This window comes from Micromonospora musae (assembly GCF_003626545.1).
Classification (GTDB): domain Bacteria; phylum Actinomycetota; class Actinomycetes; order Mycobacteriales; family Micromonosporaceae; genus Micromonospora; species Micromonospora musae.
This window is the reverse complement of sequence record NZ_RAZS01000002.1, coordinates 97191-117394: the sequence shown is the minus strand read 5'-3', so window position 1 is coordinate 117394 and position 20204 is coordinate 97191. Positions and strand designations below refer to the sequence as shown.

The 20204-nt window shown below is 68.8% G+C and carries 19 protein-coding genes and 1 pseudogene; 12 read left to right on the top strand and 8 right to left on the bottom strand.

Annotated features, from left to right (window positions below):
• The first annotated feature begins 196 nt into the window (after positions 1-196).
• The 6 genes from D7147_RS04910 to D7147_RS04885 are packed head-to-tail and all read left to right on the top strand — an operon-like array spanning position 197 to position 6522.
• Complete coding sequence (locus tag D7147_RS04910) at positions 197-1204, top strand: FecCD family ABC transporter permease (protein ID WP_199734077.1); 1008 nt, start codon at positions 197-199, stop codon at positions 1202-1204.
• Positions 1201-1998, top strand: a complete 798-nt coding sequence (locus D7147_RS04905) for a heme ABC transporter ATP-binding protein (RefSeq protein ID WP_120674103.1) — start codon at positions 1201-1203, stop codon at positions 1996-1998. Before D7147_RS04910 ends, D7147_RS04905 begins: the two co-directional genes overlap by 4 nt.
• Before the next feature lie 22 nt (positions 1999-2020).
• The gene (locus D7147_RS04900) at positions 2021-3022 is read left to right on the top strand and encodes an ABC transporter substrate-binding protein (RefSeq protein WP_120674101.1); all 1002 of its coding nucleotides are present in this window, start codon (positions 2021-2023) and stop codon (positions 3020-3022) included.
• Positions 3019-4359 carry a DUF1800 domain-containing protein gene (locus tag D7147_RS04895; protein ID WP_158609283.1) on the top strand — a complete coding sequence of 447 codons (1341 nt, stop codon included), beginning with the start codon at positions 3019-3021 and terminating at the stop codon, positions 4357-4359. Before D7147_RS04900 ends, D7147_RS04895 begins: the two co-directional genes overlap by 4 nt.
• A gap of 10 nt (positions 4360-4369) precedes the next feature.
• A complete protein-coding gene (locus tag D7147_RS04890; protein WP_120674094.1) occupies positions 4370-5566 on the top strand; it encodes a DUF1501 domain-containing protein in 1197 nt (398 codons plus the stop codon).
• Complete coding sequence (locus tag D7147_RS04885; protein WP_147437340.1) at positions 5566-6522, top strand: NHL repeat-containing protein; 957 nt, start codon at positions 5566-5568, stop codon at positions 6520-6522. The genes D7147_RS04890 and D7147_RS04885 overlap by 1 nt, the downstream gene beginning before the upstream one ends.
• Positions 6523-6664: 142 nt before the next feature.
• Here the strand turns inward: D7147_RS04885 and D7147_RS33335 are convergent, their stop codons facing one another.
• Complete coding sequence (locus tag D7147_RS33335; protein ID WP_267900751.1) at positions 6665-6790, bottom strand: hypothetical protein; 126 nt, start codon at positions 6788-6790, stop codon at positions 6665-6667.
• On the opposite strand from D7147_RS33335, the gene D7147_RS33635 reads away from it, so the two are divergent.
• The gene (locus D7147_RS33635) at positions 6777-7325 is read left to right on the top strand and encodes a hypothetical protein (RefSeq protein WP_158609282.1); all 549 of its coding nucleotides are present in this window, start codon (positions 6777-6779) and stop codon (positions 7323-7325) included. The two genes, D7147_RS33335 and D7147_RS33635, sit on opposite strands and share 14 nt — an antisense overlap.
• A gap of 8 nt (positions 7326-7333) precedes the next feature.
• Here the strand turns inward: D7147_RS33635 and D7147_RS04875 are convergent, their stop codons facing one another.
• Positions 7334-9082 carry an FAD-dependent oxidoreductase gene (locus D7147_RS04875; RefSeq protein WP_456083612.1) on the bottom strand — a complete coding sequence of 583 codons (1749 nt, stop codon included), beginning with the start codon at positions 9080-9082 and terminating at the stop codon, positions 7334-7336.
• A gap of 811 nt (positions 9083-9893) precedes the next feature.
• On the opposite strand from D7147_RS04875, the gene D7147_RS04870 reads away from it, so the two are divergent.
• The 3 genes from D7147_RS04870 (at position 9894) to D7147_RS04860 (ending at position 12504) form a co-directional block, all read left to right on the top strand.
• Positions 9894-11210: a cytochrome P450 family protein gene (locus D7147_RS04870; protein ID WP_233563010.1), complete on the top strand. Its 1317-nt coding sequence runs from the start codon at positions 9894-9896 to the stop codon at positions 11208-11210.
• Between the two features lie 575 nt (positions 11211-11785).
• Positions 11786-12061 (top strand): thiamine pyrophosphate-binding protein, encoded by a 276-nt coding sequence (locus D7147_RS33630; protein ID WP_120674088.1) that lies wholly within the window; start codon positions 11786-11788, stop codon positions 12059-12061.
• Positions 12007-12504 carry a hypothetical protein gene (locus tag D7147_RS04860; protein ID WP_158609281.1) on the top strand — a complete coding sequence of 166 codons (498 nt, stop codon included), beginning with the start codon at positions 12007-12009 and terminating at the stop codon, positions 12502-12504. Before D7147_RS33630 ends, D7147_RS04860 begins: the two co-directional genes overlap by 55 nt.
• A 9-nt stretch (positions 12505-12513) precedes the next feature.
• On the opposite strand, the gene D7147_RS32345 is transcribed toward D7147_RS04860, so the two are convergent.
• Together D7147_RS32345 and D7147_RS04855 are read right to left on the bottom strand one after the other, a co-directional pair.
• Positions 12514-12651: a hypothetical protein gene (locus D7147_RS32345; protein ID WP_158609280.1), complete on the bottom strand. Its 138-nt coding sequence runs from the start codon at positions 12649-12651 to the stop codon at positions 12514-12516.
• A 73-nt stretch (positions 12652-12724) separates the two neighbouring features.
• The gene (locus D7147_RS04855; protein WP_199734075.1) at positions 12725-14047 is read right to left on the bottom strand and encodes a pyridoxal phosphate-dependent decarboxylase family protein; all 1323 of its coding nucleotides are present in this window, start codon (positions 14045-14047) and stop codon (positions 12725-12727) included.
• A 270-nt stretch (positions 14048-14317) separates the two neighbouring features.
• Here D7147_RS04855 and D7147_RS04850 point away from each other — a divergent pair, with 270 nt between their 5' ends.
• On the top strand, positions 14318-15547 hold the full coding sequence (locus tag D7147_RS04850) for a PucR family transcriptional regulator (protein ID WP_120674082.1): 1230 nt from the start codon (positions 14318-14320) through the stop codon (positions 15545-15547).
• A 137-nt stretch (positions 15548-15684) separates the two neighbouring features.
• On the opposite strand, the pseudogene D7147_RS33485 reads toward D7147_RS04850, so the two are convergent.
• Positions 15685-15782, bottom strand: a pseudogene (locus D7147_RS33485) (IS5 family transposase); the annotation flags it as partial.
• 42 nt (positions 15783-15824) lie between these two features.
• Between D7147_RS33485 and D7147_RS04845 the strand changes: the two are divergent.
• On the top strand, positions 15825-16343 hold the full coding sequence (locus D7147_RS04845) for a hypothetical protein (RefSeq protein WP_120674080.1): 519 nt from the start codon (positions 15825-15827) through the stop codon (positions 16341-16343).
• Here D7147_RS04845 and D7147_RS32605 read toward each other — a convergent pair.
• From D7147_RS32605 to D7147_RS32340, 3 genes are all read right to left on the bottom strand, one after another.
• Entirely contained in the window at positions 16321-16539 is a 219-nt protein-coding gene (locus tag D7147_RS32605; RefSeq protein ID WP_199734074.1) for a hypothetical protein, read from the bottom strand. The genes D7147_RS04845 and D7147_RS32605 overlap by 23 nt on opposite strands.
• Before the next feature lie 54 nt (positions 16540-16593).
• Complete coding sequence (locus D7147_RS33330) at positions 16594-19734, bottom strand: discoidin domain-containing protein (RefSeq protein WP_120674079.1); 3141 nt, start codon at positions 19732-19734, stop codon at positions 16594-16596.
• Positions 19735-19970: 236 nt separating this feature from the next.
• Positions 19971-20168: a hypothetical protein gene (locus tag D7147_RS32340; protein WP_158609279.1), complete on the bottom strand. Its 198-nt coding sequence runs from the start codon at positions 20166-20168 to the stop codon at positions 19971-19973.
• Positions 20169-20204 lie beyond the last annotated feature (36 nt).

Below are 20204 nucleotides of genomic sequence, written 5' to 3'. Positions count from 1 at the left end.
TCGGCCGTCACAGCACCGAAACCGCCGTACGCGATCTGCGCGCCACTCGGGTCGAACTCTGATGGCGAGGGCAGCCGAGATCCGGCCGATCCTCCGGCTGGAGAGCGCTCCGGTACGCGGCCGAGAGCCGGCGACTTCCGGGGCTGAAGCGACAATGCCCCGACGGTTCGTCCTCCGGCTCCTCGTGGTGTGCGGTGTGCTGGCCTGCGGGCTGGCAGTCGCTGTCGTCGCCGGTGTGGCGTTGGGGCCGGTCCGGATTCCCCCGCTCGAGGTGGTCACTGCCTTGGCCGACGACCTCGGACTGCCTCTTCCGGGCGACGAAGCCGGTGGGCAGCACGCCACCGTGATCAACTACATCCGGTTGCCGCGGGTGCTCGTCGGCGCGTTGGTGGGTGCCGCGTTGGGCATCGCGGGGGCAACCATGCAGGCGGTCTTCCGGAATCCACTGGCGGAGCCGGGCGTCATCGGAGTCTCCTCCGGCGCTGCGCTCGGCGCCGTCGCGGCGATCTACTTCGGCTGGACGGCGCTCACCCCCTGGATGCTGCCGGCTACAGCATTCGTCGGTGCCGTCGCCGCGATGGGTTTCGTCTTCATGGTTGCCGCCCTGCGCCGCAACCGGGGCCCCGTGACACTCCTGCTGGTCGGCATCGCGGTCAGCGCCTTCTTCGGCGCGCTCATCTCGATCATGGTGGCGACGGCGGCGAACGACGAGGAGTTGCGCGGCATCGTTTTCTGGCTGCAAGGCGGGCTCGGTGCCAGAACGTGGCAGCACGTCCAGTTGGCCGCAGCACCGGTGGTGGCAGGTTGCCTGTTGCTGACCGTGTTCGGACGAGACCTGAACGTCCTGTTGCTCGGTGACGACGGTGCCCGTGCGGCCGGGCTCGACGTGGCCCGCCAACGGGTGGTGATCCTCGGGCTTACTTCGCTGTTGACCGGTGCGGCGGTGGCCGTCAGCGGGGTCATCGGCTTCGTGGGGCTCGTTGTCCCGCACGCGTTGCGCCTCGTGATCGGTCCGGACAACCGGATCCTGTTGCCCGCCAGCGCGCTCGGAGGCGCGGCGTTCCTGGTCCTGGCCGACCTGATCGCGCGCATCGCCTTCAGCCCCACCAGCCTGCAGGTGGGCATCGTCACTGCCCTGTTCGGGGCGCCGGTCTTCCTGGCCCTGGTGCTGCGGCGGCGCGGGACCACGGGCGGTCTTCGATGATCGTCAACGCCAGCAATGTGGGACTGCGTCAGGGCGCCACCCGCATCCTCCACGCGGTCGATGTCGCAGCCTCCGCCGGGGAGGTCGTGGGCATCATCGGGCCCAACGGCGCCGGCAAGTCCACGCTGCTGCGCGCGATCGCGGGCGTGGTCATCCCCGACGAGGGCGAGATCACGATCGCGGGAGTGGACGTCGCCCGCGCGCGGCCCAGGTTGCTGGCGCGGCAGCTGGCACTTGTCGAGCAGCACCCGGTCATGCAGTTCGACTTCAGCGTCCGTGACTACGTCCTGTTGGGCAGGCACGCCCACCTGGGGCGCTTCCAGGCGGAGGGCGCCGCGGATGCTGCCCACGCGACAGCGGCACTGGAGAAGGTCGGCATCTCCGCATTCGCGTCCCGGAACGTGACGACCCTGTCCGGCGGCGAACGCCAGCTCGTGGCGATCGCGCGGGCACTCGTGCAGCAGCCCCGCGCTCTGCTGCTCGACGAACCGACGTCCGCACTCGACCTGAGCCACCAACTCCGGGTCCTGGAGCTCGTCCGGGACCTGGCCGCCGAGCAGCTCGCGGTCATCGTCGTGGTCCATGACCTCGACCTGGCGGCGCGGATGTGCGACCGGCTGGTCCTGCTCGTCGACGGCCGCGTCAGCGCCGACGGGCCACCGGAGAAGGTCTTGGACGCGGACCTGCTGCGCGACGCATACCACGTGCACAGCGTTGTGCGCCCCAGTCCCGACACCGGCGCGCAGACCGTGACGGCGCTGCGTCACATCCCGACCCCGAACAACAAGTCCTAGTAACTACCTCAAAAGGAATGACATGAGAGCACCAACCGCCGTACGCCGCGCTCTGGCGCTGGTCGCGGCGCTGATCATGACGTCAGCGCTGATGGCCTGCGCGGGCGCCGGCGCGAGTGAGGACCAGCACCCCGCGGCCGCCGACGGCTACCCCAGGACGATCAAAACGGACCTGGGGGACGTCACCATCAAATCCCGCCCCGAGCGCATCGTCGCGGCGTCAACCAACGCCGCGGAGATCGCGCTCTCCCTCGTCGGCCCGGATCGGCTGATCGGCGTCCCCGAGTGGTCCACCGAAGACCGGCACAGTCCGTTCGCCGCTGAAGCGCGCCAGGTGGGGCACACCGTCGGAACGGTAGCGAATGATCCGGAACAGATTCTCGCGCTCAACCCGGACCTCGTGCTCATCACGTTGGCTCACGACACCGAGCGCGACGCGCTCAAGGTGCTGCAGCAGGCCGGCGTGCCCACCCTCGTGTTGAGCCACTTCCCGAGCGTCACCACTGACGCGTTGGCAGACATCTCGCTGATCGGTGAAGCGCTCGGCGCCGAGCAGAAGGCGACCGAACTGGTCGGTCAACTGCGTGGCCGGTTGGATGCCGTCAGGGAGGCCGTTGCCGGGAGCACGGTGAAGCCACGGGTCGTGTTCATCTCCATGTGGCTCGACAACGGCCCGTACGCGACCGGACCGGGGACCATCAACCATGACCTGGTGACGCTCGCAGGAGCAGCGAACGCGATCGAGGACGCAGGCTTCGACAGCAGTGGTTATCTGGATCCGGAACAGCTCGTCAAGGCGGCACCGACCCATATCGTGACGCTGGATTCCGGTGGGGTCGGTCTCGACAAGCTCACCAACGGATTCCTGAAGAATCCGGCACTCGCCAGTGTTCCCGCCATCGCGAAGGACCGGATCCTGGTGCTGCCCGACCGGATGTTCTCCCCCGCGCAGGCCGGGATCGAGGGACTTGAGCTGATGGCCAAGTGGCTGCACGACCCGAACGCCGCGCGGGAGGTGCAGTGACGCAGACGCATGCGCATCGCGCTGCCGCTGGGAAACCGCGGGCGGAGCTGGCCCATCTGCTGCGGAGGGCGGGTTTCACGCCGACCGACGCCGAGCTGGACCAGGCGGAGCTGCTCGGCTACCGGGCCACCGTCGAACGGCTGCTGAGCCCACCTCCGCCCGCCGATGACGAGCAGTACCTCGTGCACCGGCATCTCCCTGCGACCGAATTGCCGATCGAGGCCGCGATGGCCGCTCCCGAGGTCATGTGGCAACTGATCACCAGCGGACACCCCCTGAGGGAAAAGGTCGCGCTGTTCTGGCACGGGCTGTTCGCCACCGCGTTCAAGGACGGCAACGCCGGCGTCGATCAGGCAGCCCAGTTCGCGATGTTCCGCCGACACGGCCTGGGCAGTTTCGCGGACCTGCTGGTCCGGCTGTCACTCGACCCCGCGATGTTGGTGTGGCTGGACAACCAGCTCAGTGCGGCCGACCGGGTCAATGAGAACTTCGGCCGGGAGCTCCTCGAGTTGTTCTCGATGGGGCGCGGCAGCTATGACGAACAGGATGTGCACGCCAGCGCCCTGGCCTTCACCGGGTGGTCGGTCCGTCCCGGGCCGTCGGCGTTCCACCTCGGGGCTCGCCCGATGTGGTTCCACTACGACGCGCAGCGCCACCACGGAAGCCCGCAACAAATGCTGGGCCGAGATGTCGCCAACGGCCACGACGTCGTTGCGGCGATCATGGCGCAGCCTGCTACAGCCCGATACATCGCAACCCGGCTGTACCTCTTCTTCTCCGAGCAGAGCCCGCACCCTGAGACCGTCGCTGCCATGGCGGACACGTTCACCCTGACCGGTGGCGACATTCGCGCGGTGCTGCGCACCCTCTTCACCAGCCGCCGCTTTCTCGACCCGGCAGTACGCCGCGTACAAGTGAAGTCGCCGGTCGAGCTTGTGGTGGGACTGGCCCGGACCGCACAGTCCTGGTCAGTTCCCGACCACCGGCTCGGTGAGCTCGTCGACGCGGCCGCCCTCATGGGGCAACGCCTGCTGACGCCACCCAACGTTGCCGGCTGGGCCAGTGGCGAGGCGTGGCTCCAGGGCGCCAACCTGCTGGAGCGGATCAACTTCGCCGCCCGCCTGGTCGGCGCGTCAGCGTTGCTGGCGAGCCGCGCCGAGCAGACCGGGCTTCCCGTGTTGGACGCCTGCCTGTCGGCGCTTGACCTTGATGACGTGTCGGAGCAGTCGCGGGACTCGTTGGCGCGGGCCATCGGGCGCCTCGGCGACGACGGGGGACCCGCCAGCGGTCGGGCCATGACCCTTGCCGTCGCAGTGCCCGAGTTCCAGTACTGCTGAAAGGAAGGCCATGTCCTCCAGTTTCGTAGTGATACACCTTGCCGGCGGCAACGACGCCCTGAACACCGTCGTGCCTTTCACGGATCCGCACTACATCGCAGTCCGCCCGACCCTCGCCCTGCAGCCGGATTCTGAGCTGCCGACACTGCGTCGTCCGGGCCGCGAGGACGTGCCGGGTGGGTCGGGCGTGCTGCCGATCAACGACTCGCTAGGCCTGCATGGCGCCCTTACCGGATTCCGCGACCTGTACGAGCAGGGCAGACTGGCCGTGCTGCTGGGCGTGGGCTACCCGGAGCGGGACCGGTCGCACTTCCGATCCCTGGACGTGTGGCACACCGCCGAACCGCACCAGGTCCGCAGTGACGGGTGGCTGGGCCGAGTCGCGTCGGTGTTGGACCCGCAGCACGACAACCCGGTGCTACTGACCAACATCGGCCGGTCGATGCCGCTGGCCTTGGCCGCCCCTGGCGTCATGGCGGCGTCGCTGGAGTCGATCGGAGGATACGGCCTGCTTTCGCCGGCCGACCGCCGCGGCGGCGGCGCTGGGGGTGTCGCTCATGCCGATCTGGCCGCACTTGCGGCCAGCTTGTACCAGGGCCGGGCGCTCCCCAATCCGTGGGGCTCGGCGCAACAGGTCGGGGTATCGGCGATACGTGGGATCCGGTCCTTCGACGCGGTTCCCGATCGCGGCGAGACCGATGTGCAGTATCCGCCGTTCAATCCCATCGCCGCGCGCCTGGAGATCATCGCGCGGATCGCCACTGCCGGTGTGGGGGCGCAGATCTTTCACACCACCCATGACGGCTACGACACGCACGAGAACCAGTTCGCCACGCAGCACAGGCTGCTGGCCGATCTGAGCGAGGCCGTCACTGTGTTCCTCGATGACCTGGCACAGCGCGATCCACTGGATCGTACTCTGATCTTGATCCATTCCGAGTTCGGACGCCGTATCGCCGAGTCCCGCGGCGGGACCGACCACGGCGGAGCTGGAGTCGCGTTCCTGGTCGGCAACGGTGTGGCCGGCGGCATTTACGGTGACATGCCCAGCCTGCGCCGCGAGGACAGCATCGACGGTGACCTGCGCCCATCGTTGGACCTGCGCGAGGTGTATACCGCGATCCTTCAGCGGTTCCTGAACGTCGACGCTGCGGCGGTGCTCGGCAAGGCGTTGGGAAGCCTACGGCTGGATCGGACGGTGGCGTGATGACCGCAGCACTCAGTATCGGCGTATGGGGCAACAAGTCTCGGGGGTTCGCTCACCCGGTTGACGCCTGCCTCGACGAGGCAACGGGACACCTGCTGGTGCTCAACCGCTCAACCTCCTGGAGTTCGCCGCACGGCCGCGCCGTGCGTGTCAGCGTGTTGGATCGACCCGACCCTGATGCCGACGTGGTCGCGGAGTTCGCAGGGCATGGCTCCGAGACCGGCCAGCTGATGGCCCCGGTGGCGCTGGCCACCGACGGGACAGGTCGGATCGCCGTGACCGACGAACACAGCCACACCGTGACGGTGTTCGGCAGCGACGGACGGTTCATCAGCCGCATCGGCGGTCCCGGGACGGCGCCTGGCCTGTTCGATCACCCCGCCGGTATCGCCGCTGACCCGGATGGCATCTGGGTTGCCGACGCGGGTAACGACCGGCTGCAGCGACTCACCTGGGACGGCGCGCCGATCGCCGTCGTTGGCTCGACCGGCCTGGGGCCGGGCCAATTCCGTCGGCCGTGGATGGTGAACGGCGATAGCGAGGGGCACCTCTGGGTAGCCGACTGGGGCAACGACCGAATCCAGGTCCTCGACCCTCAGGGAACGTGCCGACAGGCACTCGGTTCGCCTGGAGGCGAGCCGTTCCTGCGGCCAAGCGCAGTGCTCCCCATGCCCGACGGCGGATTCGTTGTCTCCGACTGGGGGCACCGTTGCCTCCATCGCTTCGATCAACGGCTGCGGCGCATCGGGGTGTGGTACGGGTCGGCGCATCTGTCACCGTGGGGGCGGGAGCGGCTCGCCGAGTTCGACACCATCGCCCAACGCCGCGACGCAGCCGCAGATCCAGCCGGGGAACAGCTCATGGGGCGGCCGGGTGGGCTTTGCGCCTTGCCAGACGGGGACGTGCTGGTGGCGGACACCGCACACCATCGACTCCAGGTCTACCCGACGGTGTAACTCGGCCGCATGATGCGACGCCCCGGAGGTACATCGCGCGGGACGAGACCGCTTGCACAGGCTGCTGCCAGGTGGCGATGGCCCTGTCGGTGAGTGTGGGGACGGGTCACCCGGCCGGGTCACCCGTCCCCACATCCCAACGTCAGACGTCGTGGACCCGCAGCACCTGGCTGACCGGCGCGGCGTCGCCGAGCGCGGCCCGCAAAGCGACCCGCTCCGGGTCGGTCAGGAAGCTCTCCAGCCCCTGCGGGGCGGTGAAGGTTGTCACAGCCACCTCCGGCTCGACCGCCGAAGCGCAGGCCAAGCCGCTGCAGGCCACCGTTTTTGTGACCACGCAGGGCCCCCTGCTCCGGGTCAAGGGCGAGCGGCTGCCGGCGGCGCTGTGTTCCTTTGAGGCCGATGCTGACGTGGATATGCGGCAGGATCTGGTCCTCGGCCTCGTCGTAGGCGATGGCGCCGCCGAGCGCATCGACGTTGGACAGGTGAACGCGGTCCCACACGGATGCCTGGGGGCTGCCGAGCCGTTGGCATGTGCCGACGATCTCGACACTGCTGAAGCCAGCGATGAAGACGGCGATGTAGCCGTGGCGGTTGACGGCCATCTCCGAGGTCATCGTCGAGGTAGCAATCAATTCGACCGATGGCTATACGTACGGCTGGTCAAGCAATCCGCTGGGCCAACGCCCTCGAGCGCGAAGCCGCTCAACGCATCAACGTTGAGCGGCTTCGCGCTCACCCGGTCACCCGGTCACCCGGTCTCTAAGGCGCAAGCACCGCCCGCTGCGGCAGCGTCTCCTGGGTGAGCTGACTCTCACGCCGCAACCGGCCGACCGAGGATCGCTGACATCGCCTCGTGCAGCGCTCGGTGCGGATCGGCGGGCAGCCGAATCGACCGCCAGCCGATGTGTTTGTCCGGACGCACCAGGAGCGCGCCGTCCTCGTCGATCTCCCGCAGCCGTGCCCAGTCGTAGTACAGGTCGGTCACTCGATGCCCAGGGCCGATCAGCACGGCCTCGAGCGGCACGCCGAGTTCGTGGCTGACCTTGTCGGCAGCCGCCACCCACGGCTCCCCAGCGATACCGGTCAACAGCGTGAACTGCGTCATCGGTGCCAGATCGAGAGTGGAAATCTTGTGCCGGGCATCACCCACCCAAGCATGCGGCAGCCGGGATCCCGGAACGGTGGACGGCTCGTAGTACAGCTCCGAGTCCCGGCTCGGCTCCGGCCGGCGAGTGCCGTCGGAAGTTACCGCATCCGACTCGTAGAACTGCCCCAGCTCGACGCCGTGGGCATTGAACTCGTAATTCTTCAGCTCCATGGCCGACACCAGTGCGGCCCGCTTGGCTGCCCCCTCGGGAGTGTTGGCTTTGCGCTCCTCGATGCGCGCGACCATCTCGGCCTCATCCTTGGCGTCGAGCAGGCCCAGCACCTCGAAGAACTGGACGAACTCGCGGCTGGACTTGTTCGCGCGCTGAACGATCTGCCTGGCCACTGGAGCCCGCTCCACCGAGTAGGTGTCCAGCAGCGAAGGCGCGGCCTGCCCACGGAGAACGGCTGCCAGCTTCCAGGCGAGGTTGTAGGAGTCCTGGATCGAGGTGTTCGACCCCAGTCCGTTGCTCGGCGGGTGACGGTGGACCGCGTCTCCGGCACAGAACACGCGCCCCGACTGCAGGTGCGTCGCGTACATCTCGTTGTTGCCCCACAACGACGTGCCGGTGATCTCCACGTCGATATCCGGCAGACCCAGCAGATTGCGCACGATCTGGACAGCGGCCGCCTCGTCGACGACCGGGGGAGGCTGGTTGATGTCGTAGCCCCAAACGACGAGCCACTCGTTCCAGGGCCGCACCATCCGCACCAGCCCGGCTCCGATTCCACCGATGTCCGAACCGGGACGTAGCACCCAGTAGAGCACCGAAGGCCGGTGCGCGACGTACGCCGCGAGGTCGGCCTTGAAGGTGATGTTCATCGAGCCGGCGATGTCCATCGCACCCTCCGTCGGAAGGTCGAGGTCGGCGGCGACCTTGGAGCGGGCGCCGTCAGCTCCAATGAGGTACTTGGCCCGGATCGTGTACTGCTCGCCGGTAAGGCGGTCCCGAACGTCGACGTCGACGCCATCGGAGTCTTGCCGGTGCCCCAGGTACTCGGTGGAGAACTGGACCTGGGTACCTCGCTGCGCCGCGTTACGCACCAGGATTGGTTCCAGGTAGGTCTGGGGAAGATCGGCCGGCAGGCACGGTGAGGCGAGCCGGTAGTCGGCCAACCGGGCCGGATGGGTCCCCCAGGTAAGGATCCGTCCGATCTCCTCGCCAGCGATGGAGGTGCAGAAGACCGTGTCGCCCATCAGCTCGTGCGGAGTGGCGTCGGCGAGCGCTTGATCCTCGATGCCCAGGTCACGGAAGATCTCCATCGTGCGCTGGTTGGTGATGTGCGCCCGCGGGGTGTTGGCGGTCCAACGGTACTTCGTGATCATGATGTTCGGAATGCCCAGCGTGGACAGGAACAACGCGGCTCCTGCTCCCGCGGGGCCCGAGCCGACGACCACGACGTCGGTCGTCACCATCGAACCCTGGGGAAGCCGCGTCTCCGCTATCCCGTCGTTTAAATCCACGATCGCTCTCTCCACTTCGGTGCTCGGCGTGCGAGCAGGTGCCACTCGCGTGACCTTGTGTGCTACGGCGCGGCGCTGCCCCAGGAAGTACAGGCAGTAACGCGGCGGAAATACGAAACTGTGGCGGAATCAAATAGCTACCGGCGGACCCACCCCTGCCGACGCAGGTCTGTGCACGCATGCCGAAGCGCGCCCGGAATGCTTGGGAAAGTGGGTAGCCGACCGGAGGCCGCAGCACGCCGCGACCTCAGCGACGGGAACCCGCGGTGAGGCTCGGTAGAAGGCACGGCCGCCCACGGAGCAATCAACACCGTGGTCACGACGGGAAGCACATACGTTGTCGACCAATTGGTCCAATCTAGGACTTCGAGACACCGCCGTTCAGGCTGTGAGCCTGGTCTCGCCCCGCCGAGTCCGGCAGCCTACTTCGGGTGCCGAACAGGTCGGGAGGAACGTTCGGGCGCTTGCTTGCTGGCGCCCACGATCATCCGACCGTGGCCAACAGCACTTCCCGGGGACCCTAGTCTGGACTATACAGTCCTGTTAACCGCTAGGCTACGGCAGTGCCTCGGCGGCCGATCCGAGATCACGTGACCGGCCAGTGCACCTGGTTTTGGCTGGCTCGGCGACACGTGCGGCACAGGCGGACATTTGCATATTGCTTTCTATCAGCTGAAACCACCGACCAGGTTCGCCGGAAACATCGTTCACGAAATAGACCTACGAATTCGATTCGAACAGGGTCACTTTGTTGGCGGGAATGTTCTCTCAACATTCGCCCTACCAGGGAGATAAGCGTCGTATGTCGTACGGTAGCGGAACCGAGGTCGATCAGCGTCGGCCGGCGCTGACCATCACCCCCGAATTCAAGGCGGACTCTCTCCGTCGATATGCCGAGCTCCGCGCACAGGGACCGGTTCATCGGGTCCGCTTCGGCAGCGGCCTCGAAGCGTGGGTAGTGGTCAGCTACGAGGAGGCGCGTATCGCGCTGACCCATCCGGCATTGTTGAAGGATTCGACCCCGGCGGAGAAGGCGCTCGCGGCAGTTGGCTTCATCATGAACAAGCCCGGGGTGGGGCTTGGCGGAAACATGTTGGAATCCGACCCGCCCACGCACACCCGGCTGCGGCGCCTGGTGGCCGGCGCCTTCAGCCCGCGCCGTATCCAACAGCTCGGCCCGCGTATCCAGCAGATCACCGACGACCTGCTGGACGCGATGGCACCACAGGGCGAGGTCGATTTGGTCGAGGCGTTCACCGGCCCGCTGCCGATCACAGTCATCTGTGAGCTGCTGGGTGTACCCGAGGGGCCGGAGCGACGCGACTTCCGCAGCTGGACCAGCGCCACGTTGGGCCGGTTGTCCGACGAGCAGCGGGCGGCCGCGCTCAAGCTCAACCAGTACCTCGCCGCTCTGATCGAACATAAGCGGTCCGAACCGGGAGACGACCTGCTGTCCGCGCTGATCGCGGTCCAGAACCAGGAGGACGGCCAGCTGACCCAGGCCGAGTTGCTCGGTACCGCAGTGCTGCTCGTCGTCGCTGGCCACGACACCACGGTCAATCTGCTGGCCAACACCATGATCGGGTTGTTCCGGCAGCCGGAGCAGGCCGACCTGCTGCGCGGCCGGCCCGAGCTGATGGCGACCGCGGTGGAGGAGTTTCTTCGGTACGACTCATCGGTCGAGCTGTCCACGAACCGGTACGTCGCCGAGGACCTGGAACTGGGCGGGCGGCAGATCCGGCGCGGCGACGTGGTGGCCGTCGCACTCGGCTCCGCGAGCCGCGATGCGCCTCAGCAGAACGGCGGTGAGCCCGACGTGATCGATGTGGAGCGAGCCGCGGCCCGGCACATCGCCTTCGGGCACGGTATCCACCACTGTCTCGGCGCCCCGCTCGCCCGACTGGAGGCGTTCATCGCGATCGGTTCACTGTTGCGGCGGTTCCCCGACCTGCGCCCGGCAGCCGACCTGCCGGGACTCTCCTGGACGCCGACCGGCATGATGCGCGGTCCGCTCAGCCTGCCGGTGCGGTTCACGCCGACGGCCGTGGGCGAGAGGACGACGGCCGACCCCGCCTGAGGCGCCGGCCGGTCCGATAATCTACAGCGGACAGAGTTGACGTGCGGCTCGGCGTCGTCGCCGAGGCCGCACGTCTCGTCGGCTATCCGCCGCTCAATCCTCGCTGAGGGACTGGGATCCGACTCGACGTCGGCGACGGCAGCACGTTCGCCAGCCCCGGACACCTCGCCATCTACGCCGGCCTGGTGCGTGTGATTGTTGTTGTCCTCGCCTATCGGGTACTCGGCTGCGTGCTGTGTGGATGTGACGATCCGCTTGTCGGGATAGACGCCACCTGCATGGCTGATCGGTGGGACGACGTCGACGAGGGGTAGTCCAGGCAATTTCGGTGACAGACCGTGAGGCATGTCTCTGGTGTGAACGTTTGGACGCAGGCTCGCGTTCCTGCCATGGACAACCATGCGAGCTGGTTGCCGGAGGCGTTCGTATCCGAGGCCGTCGACGCCAGCCGTTATGCGATGGCTCGAACCCAGGCCGTCTGCGGGGTACCTAGGATGAAGCTGCATGCGGCGCATGCATGTGCCTGGCAAGCCGCGACGTACAGGCGATGTTCGGGCTGATCGGCGACGCCGAACATGTTCTGCGTCCAGAGCTTTGTCTTCGACGGGGGCGACTACCTCGGCGCCGCGCACGAGGCGGGCGCCATGTTCATGCGGTTCGGATACCCCAGCCGGACCGGTGGGCTGGGTGTGGTCACGGTTACGCACGGTCCCGCCCTCACCAACACGCTCACCGGCTTGGTGAAGGGGCCACCGGCAGCCGAACTAACCTCCAGGACATCCCGCAGCGTGACGTTGTGCTGCCCACCGGCGCAGGGTTCGAGCAGGCGCGGACACCTGAGAGCGCGCTAGCGGACCTGGCGGTGGCCATCGGGCGGGCCATCGTCGAACGCCGTCCCGTCGTGTTCAACATTCCGTCGGACGACACGTGGCAGGACATCGAGTACCGCGATGTTCCGCTGGACCTACCGGCCTCGCAGAGGATTCACCCGGACCCGACGGCGATCCGGCGGGCCGTGGATCTGATCACCGCAGCGCGAAAAACTGTCATGCTCGCCGGACACGGGCCCATCTCCGCGCGTACCTCCCTGCTGCGGCTGGCGGAGCGCATCGGTGCGCCCAGGACGACGAGTCTCAAGGCGAAGGACCTGTTCCGTGGCGATCCGTTCGACCTGGGTATTGCGGGCGGGCTGGCCGGACCGGTTACCCGCGAAATCATCGATTCGGCGGACCTTATCATCAGCTTCGGCGTCCGCCTCAACACTTATACCACTCGACAGGCCGGCGCCCCGTAGCTGGCCGAGCTACTGCCGGCGGTGGCCCGTCGTGGCGTCCCAGTCCGGTCCGGCGCTCACCGCCCCGCCGGAAGCCTCGCCACCGGCCCCGGCCGCTCCGCGCACGTCGGCGGCCTCGCCCTCGGCGCTGGTCACACGGTTCGTCATCGCCCTCTCGCCTTCACTTCACCGCCTGCCACCATCCGTCCTCATCAGATTCGCCCGCCCGGCCGCACACTCACTAGAGGCCGGCGAGGGCCTTCTCTACGAGGTCGAGCGCCTCGTCGACACGGTCGCGGTGGGTACGGTGCGACAGGATGCACATCCGGATCACCTTGCGGCCCCGGATGACGGTGCTGCTGAGATAGACGCGGCGGCTGGCGTTGACCTGTTCCAGCAGCCGAGTCGTACGTTCGTCGGCCCGCCGTGCCGCCGCGCCGGTGCGGCCCTCGGCGCGTACCCGGAAGGCGACGGTGCTCAGCTCCGGCGTCCAGGGCAGATCGAGTTCCGGTATCGCGCGCAGCCGCTCGAAGGCGATCGTCGCGAGGTCGAGCTTCTCGTCGAGGGCGTCCCGGAACGCCCGGATTCCGTGCAGGTGCAGCGGCAGCCAGACCCGCAGTCCACGTGCCTCGCGGGTCAGTTCCGGCCCGAGGTCGGCGTAGTCGGGCAGCAGGTCGTCGGAGGTCACGTCGTCGAGATAGGGAGCAGACAGTTGCTCGGTGGCCAGGCGGGTTCGGTCGCGGACCAGGATGGCACCGACCCCGAGCGGAAGGAACAGGCTCTTGTGCGGGTCGGCGGTGATGGAGTCGGCCCGTTCGATGCCGGCCAGTCGCGCGCGGCCGCGCTCGGTGAGCGCGAAGAAGCCACCGTAGGCGGCGTCCACGTGGAACCACATGCCCTCGCGCGCCGCCAGGTCGGCGAGCCGGTGCAGCGGGTCGACGGTGCCGGTGTCGGTCGATCCGGCGGTGGCGACCAGCATGGTGGGACGCAGCCCGGCGAGGTGGTCCTCCTTGATCATGTCGGCCACGGCCACCGGGTCCATCCGCAGGTCGTCGGCGCCCGGCACGACCCGGATCCGGTACGGCGAGAACCCGGCCAGGATGGCGGCCTTGCCGACGGAGTGGTGGGTCTGCTCGGAGACGTAGATCGTCGCGTCGGACAGGTTCGCGCCGGACCGCACGGTCCGCGCGGTCCGCGCCGCGATGACGGCGGAGAAGTTCGCCATGGATCCGCCGCTGGTGAGTAGGCCACCGCTACCGCCGGGAAGCCCGAAGACGTCGCGGGCGATCCACCGGACGACGCTCTCCTCGATCGCCGTGATGCCCGGGGCTGCGGCGGCGAGGGTGCTGTACCGGTTGAGTGCGCTCTTGTAGAGGTCGGCGAGCGCCCCCGCGTAGAGGCCGCCGGTCGGCACGTACCCGAGGAAGCCGGGACCGGTGGTCTCTATCGCCTGCCCCGCCGCCGCGTCGATGCGATCCAGGAGTTCCGACAGTTCCTGCGGTCCCTCCGGGGGCGGGACCAGCAGGGCGCCGACACGCCCGCGAGCGTCAGGTTCGTCGGCCACGAAGGCGGGCCGATCCGGCAGACTCTCAATGAAGTCGACCGCGCGCCCAAGGACCAGACGTCCGGTACGGACCATCTCGGCGTGATCAGGCTCGAGGGGATAAGTGTGCTTCATACCGTCTCTCCGTGAATCCGCCGCCGCTCGGCAACGGCGACGCGCTTCCGCACTTCAGCTCTAGATTCACGTTATTCGCCAAGATTCAGACCGTGTAGGGCACTTTTCCTGAGATATCCTGGCCGGAGTTTGTGGAATCCACAGAATGGCGCCCCCGTGACACGCAGCAGTACGCAGGACGACACCACCCGTGACTGGTCGGCGGTCGCGGCGATCTGTCGAGAGGTCGAGAGCGGCCTCGCCACCCTGGTGACACAGATCATGGATGACATCCGCCGAGACCAGCCCGCCGCGTACGTGAACGTGTCGCGGGCGGAACACGAGGCCTGGATCCACGAGCAGGCGGTACTGCTCCTGGCCGGGTTGGCGGCACGGCGCCCGCCGACCGCCACGGAGACCGATCACGCGCGAGCGCTGGGCCGCCGCCGCGCCCAGCAGGGGCTCCCGGTCGAGGTGGTGCTCGGCGCCTACCACCGGGCGTACCAGTACACCTGGAACGCGCTGGCCGCTCGCGCACGCCCCGACGAGCCGGAGCAGACGTCGCTGGTCCTGGAGTTGGTCGATCTGACGCTGATCTGGTTGCGAAGGAACACCAGCGCCTTCGCCGACGGTCACGCCGAGGCCGCCCGGTCACGGGACGAGATCCGCATCGGACTCGGTCACCAGTTCCTGGACGCGCTCTACGCCGGTCGCGCCACGGCCGAGGAGACCGAGATGCTGGCGCGCGCGCTGGGCTTCGACCCCGACGGGCTGTTCCAGGCGATCTGCTGCCCGGCGCCACCTGCCGCGCCCGAGTACCTCGACCACCTGCGGCGGCGCCTGCGGGACAACGGCGGCGCCGAGTGCGCGATGGTGCGCGGCCGGGTCCTGGTGGTCGTCTCGCAGGGGCTACCCGAGCAGCGCGTGATCCAGGCGCTGGACGGTCTCGACGGGCAACCGACCGCTGGGCTCGGCCTGCCCCGTCCCGGCCTCGTCGGCGCCGCCGAGAGCGTCATCGACGCTGAGCGCGCGCTGGGCGTCGCGCAGGGCGCGCCCGCCGGGGAGGTCGTCCGTTTCAGCTCCTCCTGGCTGCTCGCCACCCTGTCCCCGCAGCTCGATCGGCTCCGCCCGCTGCTCGACTCGGGCCGGGCGACGGAGCAGGCGCACCTGTGCGAGGCCGTCCGCGCCTACGCCGGCCACGGCTTCTCCATCACCGCCAGCGCCGAGGCCCTGCACGTGCATCCCAACACCGTCAAGTACCGGCTCGACCGCTGGCAACACCTCACTGGCTGGGATCCCCGAACCCTGGACGGTCTACAACGGTCGCTGCTGAGCATCGCGCTCGCCGAGCGCCAGCGAGGCGAGCAGTCCGCGTACGCCGTTGACGGCAAAGATCCCGATCGTTAGAGGCTGCGCGACGTCGGCCGCGGTGAGCTGGTCGGTAAGTGTGGCGATCTGCTCGCGTAGCCGTTCGGCCGTGATGCCGGTGGCACCTTCGCGTTCGGTGCTCAGTTCCAGGATCGACGGTCTGCTCAGGCTCGGTGTCATGCGTCGCGCCAGGACGGCGTGGCCGTGCCGGTCAGCCGACGGATGAGGTTCGCTGTTGAGGCCCACCGAGCCGCGATACCGACGACGCCGGTCGGTGGATCGGCAGGGCCTCTTGCCCGCCTTCTAGGCTGCTGCCATGGACAGCGCGCTCACTCACGCGGGTAGCTCCTTCATCAAGTTTCGACGCTACGCTCCGGATCCGAAGGCGCACGGGTTCCGATGGGTCGACATCAAGCAGCTCCACTTCTCAGCGGAGTCCGCGGACGATAGAGGGCTGCTTGCCGCACTCATCGGGCATGAGCAGTTCCGGGACGACTATGCAGGTGGTGGAGTGCTGCCGGAGGGGCTCCGGCACGGCCCGTATTGGCTGCGGTTGATTACTCCCGAACTCTACGAGCCGATCAGCCAGGAGAAGGCCGTACAGATCCTGCGTGACTGGTTGGATCCGCTCTGGGACATGCCCACCGAGCTGGAGGCTGATCTGCAGCGGGAGGTGTTCGCCCGCCTGGCCGCAGCCGATGGCATCTACTACCTCGGCGAGCTCGGTGATGAGGCGAATCATGACTGGGGACGTGTGCACGACTACTTTCACGAGTTCGTGCTCATCGATCGCTCGGTCGGGCAGATCTTTCTCATCGTCGCCGCCGACGACTGAGGCAACCATCGGGGCAACCGCTTCGTGGCTCGAAGGGCGCGGAGGCGATCTCCTTGCCGGCCGAGCAACAAGCGCTCGCGTACGAGGGGTGGCCCTGGACCTGGGCGAGGAACGTGTCGGACAGCTCGTCGCCGGCCAGGAAGGCGTCCTCGATCAGGTAGTGCAGCGTGTGCGACCCGCTGCTGGTGCCCAGCATGTTGCCCAGCGCCTGGAACGCCTCGGCGGTCAGCAGCCCACCGCCGGTGACGGATCAGGCCGGGAAGACCTCCACGTGGGTCAGCCGCGCGTCGCCGTGCCGCCAGTCGGCGACCGCGATCGCCACGTAGCGCCCGGAGGTCCGGACGGCGATGTCGGATTCCGGGCGCGGACGCGCGACGGAGGTGACCTCGACGTAGTCGAGGCCGTCGGCGGAGACCGCCACGGTGACCGGCCGGCGCCGACCGGGGGTCCAGGTCAGGTGGAGCGAGGCGAGGTCCTGGCGCGTTCCGAGGTCGATCACCATCCGGCCGGTCGGACCGGGCTCCCAGGAGGTACCCGGGTCGCCGTCGACGGCCGCCGACGGGTTGGTCATGCCGGCCGGCAGCGGCGACGTCGGGTAGGTCGTCCGGGACCGGGCGAGGTCGCTGGTGGGCGTCACCGGCGCACCGGCGAACTCGACGTCGCGGCTACGACCAGCGGGTACGGTCACCCGACGGGTGGCACCGCTGGCGGCGCACTCCACCTGTACCGACACGATGTCGCCGGCGGGTGCGGTGATCGTGAGGTGGTGGGAGTCGGTGACGTCGAACCGGGTGCCGGTGGGGACCGCCCCCGCGGGCGCTACCGGGGTCGCGGTGAACCGGGGTGGCTCGACGCGTGCGGTGGCGGCGGCGAGGTCGACCTGGTAGTCGGTGGTGCCGGATCCGGTGACCTGGCTCCCGCGGTACAGGCGCGGCGTCGTGGGCTGCGGGAGCGTGACGGTGGCCGTCGTGATGTCCTCGTCGGACAGGTTGAACACGCTGAGGTATCCGTCCGCGTCGCTGACCCGCAACGCCTCCGGCCCGCCGCTCGGCAGTGCACGGGACGCCGCCGCGGCCAGGGCCGTGTGGTTCGCGTCCGCGTACCCCTCGACGATCAGCCGGGTGCTGCCGGCGGCCGGTCCGCTGGAGAGGGTGACGTTGGTGCCGGTCACCGTGATCGGGTTCTGGCCGTTGTGGACCACCAGGCCGGCACGCCCGTCGACGTCCAGCCAGGAGCCGGCGATGGTCGGGCGGTCCGGCACCACCGCCGCGTCGCTCCAGGTGACGCCGTCGAGTGAGGTCTGGATGACGTACCGGGTGCCGTAGGCGGCCTCCCAGTCCAGGCGTACGCCGCTGATGTCCGTCGGCGCGCCGAGGTCGACGGCGAGCCAACTGTCCGGGCGGGCGCGCTCCTCGCGAGCCACCGCCCAGCGGGTTCCGGTGTTGCCGTCGGTGGCGTTTCGGGCGGGGTAGGCCGGGTCGGCCGACGAGGCGGTGGTGGGTCGGCCGGTGGCGAGGTCGACGCCGCGGGCGTCCAGCACGGCGAGCGCGAACAGCGAGTAGCCGTACTGGGTGGCGGGGGCCTGGCCGAGCATCCGCACCCACCGGGCTGACCGGGGCGGGAGGCTGACCTGGTCGGTCCCGCCGTCGCCGAGGCCCGATTGTCCGGCCAGGGTGACGGACCCCTGCTCGCCGGTGAAGGTGCGGGTGCCGGTGAGCCCGGGTACGCCGGGCATGTCCAGGTTGAACAGCGTGAGGACGCCCTCGTCTTCCGCGATGCCGGTGGTGGCGTACACGACCGTGCCGGTGGGGAGCGTGGCGTATCCGGCGGTGCCGCCGGCGACCCGCAGGACGGTGGCGGTGGCGTCGACACCGTCGCGCGCCACGGTGTACGTGGCGGAGGTGCGGCTGAGGACGGGCGCGGACTGCCTCGGCAGCAGCGACGCGGCCCGCGTGTCGAACAGCCAGTTGTCGTGGGCGGGGGCCCACAGGAACGACACGAAGCCGGTCTTGCTGACCGCTGCGGCGAAGGCGGTCGCGGTCTGCTGGGCGGTCAGGCCGGCCTGCTCCCCGAAGTCCCTCGTGCCGGCGGCCGCGGTGAAGAACGTGGTGCTGTCGACCGGCTGGACGACACCGCCGTTGGCGGCCCGCCAGGCGTGGAAGAGATAGCTGATCGCGACCTCGGCCCGCGCCTCCGGCTCGTACTTCGGTTCGCCGCTGAACTTGGTAAGTCGGTCCTCGGGCGGGTAGTTCAGGTAGGGCATGAGCCGGTCGGCCAGGTCCGCCTCGGCCCGGGCCGCGTGCCGGTCGCCCTGGACCTGCGCGAGGAAGGCCAGCGGCAGGACGTCGCGGCCGTACAGGTGGTAGCGGTCCGCGACCATCGGCATGAACGGTTCGCCGGCGTCGCTGGCCATCAGTCGCATGGTCCGCCACAGCTCAGCGCCGTTGGGTTGCCGGGTGAGCGCCTCGGGGAGTGGTTGGCCGGCGGTCAGGAAGTGCGCTGCGGTGCGGCCCGCCGTACGCCAGAGCTCTTCCTGGTAGTGCGGCCCGAAGGAGCCGTGGTTCTCGACCAGGAAGGAGTCGTGGATGTTGTGGGCGGTGTTCCACTGCGCGACCGTCCGCCCGTCGACGACGGCGTGGCTGGCGCGGTCGGCGGGGGGAAGTCCGGTCGCGTTGATCGTCCACGTGAGGAACCGTTCGCGCCACTCGGCGGCGCGGTCGTCGTCCGCCGCCCAGGCCAGGCCGGGCGCGATCGCCTGGGCGTAGACGCCCATCTCTTCGAGCTTGGTGTCACCGATCCAGCCACCGGTCAGGCCGTTCGGCGTCCAGTCGCCACTGAGCGGGTCGTCACCCGTGCCCAGGTCGGAGGCGTACGCGGCCTGTCCGCGGGCGATGCTGTCGACGTTGGTGCGGGTCGCCTCGTCCAGGTCGGCCCAGAGCAGCCGGGCGGCCAGGATGAAGTAGAGCTCGAAGGTGCTGTCCCAGAAGAGTCGCTGGCCCCACTCGGTGCCGCCGGCAAGGCGGTTGGTGGCCGCGTACCGTCGGATGGTGGCGACGGTGCGGCTGTGCAGGGTGTCCCGGTCGACGCCAGCGGCTGCCGCGTCGTATCCGGGCGCGTTGAGCAGGACCGCGTTGCCGAGGACGACCGCGAAGCGGAAGTCCGCGAGACGGTAGGCGTTGAGCGCCGGATCCCACTGCTGCTCCGACCATCGCGTGTGGGCGAGCAGCAGTGCGTGGTAGGTGGCGGCGACCGGGTCGGTGGCCGCGACCGGCGACGTGGGCGCGAGCGGCGCGGCCTGGGCGCTGCCGGCGGGCGAGGCGATGGCGAGGCCGCTGCCGATGGCACCGGCAAGGACGAGGAGTCGCCTGCGGCTCAACGCGAAATCGGACATGGGATGGCCTCGCTCCCCCGTTGACAACGTTGTCTCAATCCCCACAGGCTCCGATGATCTTCTCCGGATGTCAAGGGGCACCGGGACGACTGCGTGCCCTCGTCACGCAGGCCCGCGAGCAAGACTCCTACATCGTTTGCCACGACACCTTGCCGCACTACCTGTACCCGCGGGCGAAACCCGCGATCTGTCGCAGTTTCGCCGACCGGCCCTCTGTTCCGGGCGGAACCACGGGGTCAGTTTTCAGGCGGAGCCGACAGCGCGGACGGCTGCGGTGGGTCGACCTCGACGAATCCCCAGAGCCGCTCGATGAGTTGCAGGGCTCGCGTGCGGTGGTCAAGATTCAGCCGGCGTTGACACGCGCAGCACGACAGCCGGCGCAAGGCTGACCAGTGAGAGGGCACCGAGGAACCGATGCGCCACCAGGCGGTCACCGGCCCTCCCTGACGCCCTGCGCGCAGCGGAGGTAG

Excerpts from the sequence above, each read along its gene's own strand:
- D7147_RS04905 (WP_120674103.1), top strand. The coding sequence starts at position 1,201 with ATGATCGTCAACGCCAGCAATGTGGGACTGCGTCAGGGCGCCACCCGC.
- D7147_RS04900 (WP_120674101.1), top strand. The coding sequence starts at position 2,021 with ATGAGAGCACCAACCGCCGTACGCCGCGCTCTGGCGCTGGTCGCGGCG.
- D7147_RS04890 (WP_120674094.1), top strand. The coding sequence starts at position 4,370 with ATGTCCTCCAGTTTCGTAGTGATACACCTTGCCGGCGGCAACGACGCC.
- D7147_RS04885 (WP_147437340.1), top strand. The coding sequence starts at position 5,566 with ATGACCGCAGCACTCAGTATCGGCGTATGGGGCAACAAGTCTCGGGGG.
- D7147_RS04870 (WP_233563010.1), top strand. The coding sequence starts at position 9,894 with ATGTTCTCTCAACATTCGCCCTACCAGGGAGATAAGCGTCGTATGTCG.
- D7147_RS33630 (WP_120674088.1), top strand. The coding sequence starts at position 11,786 with ATGTTCTGCGTCCAGAGCTTTGTCTTCGACGGGGGCGACTACCTCGGC.
- D7147_RS32345 (WP_158609280.1), bottom strand. The coding sequence starts at position 12,651 with ATGACGAACCGTGTGACCAGCGCCGAGGGCGAGGCCGCCGACGTGCGC.
- D7147_RS04845 (WP_120674080.1), top strand. The coding sequence starts at position 15,825 with ATGGACAGCGCGCTCACTCACGCGGGTAGCTCCTTCATCAAGTTTCGA.
- D7147_RS32605 (WP_199734074.1), bottom strand. The coding sequence starts at position 16,539 with ATGCTGGGCACCAGCAGCGGGTCGCACACGCTGCACTACCTGATCGAG.
- D7147_RS33330 (WP_120674079.1), bottom strand. The coding sequence starts at position 19,734 with ATGTCCGATTTCGCGTTGAGCCGCAGGCGACTCCTCGTCCTTGCCGGT.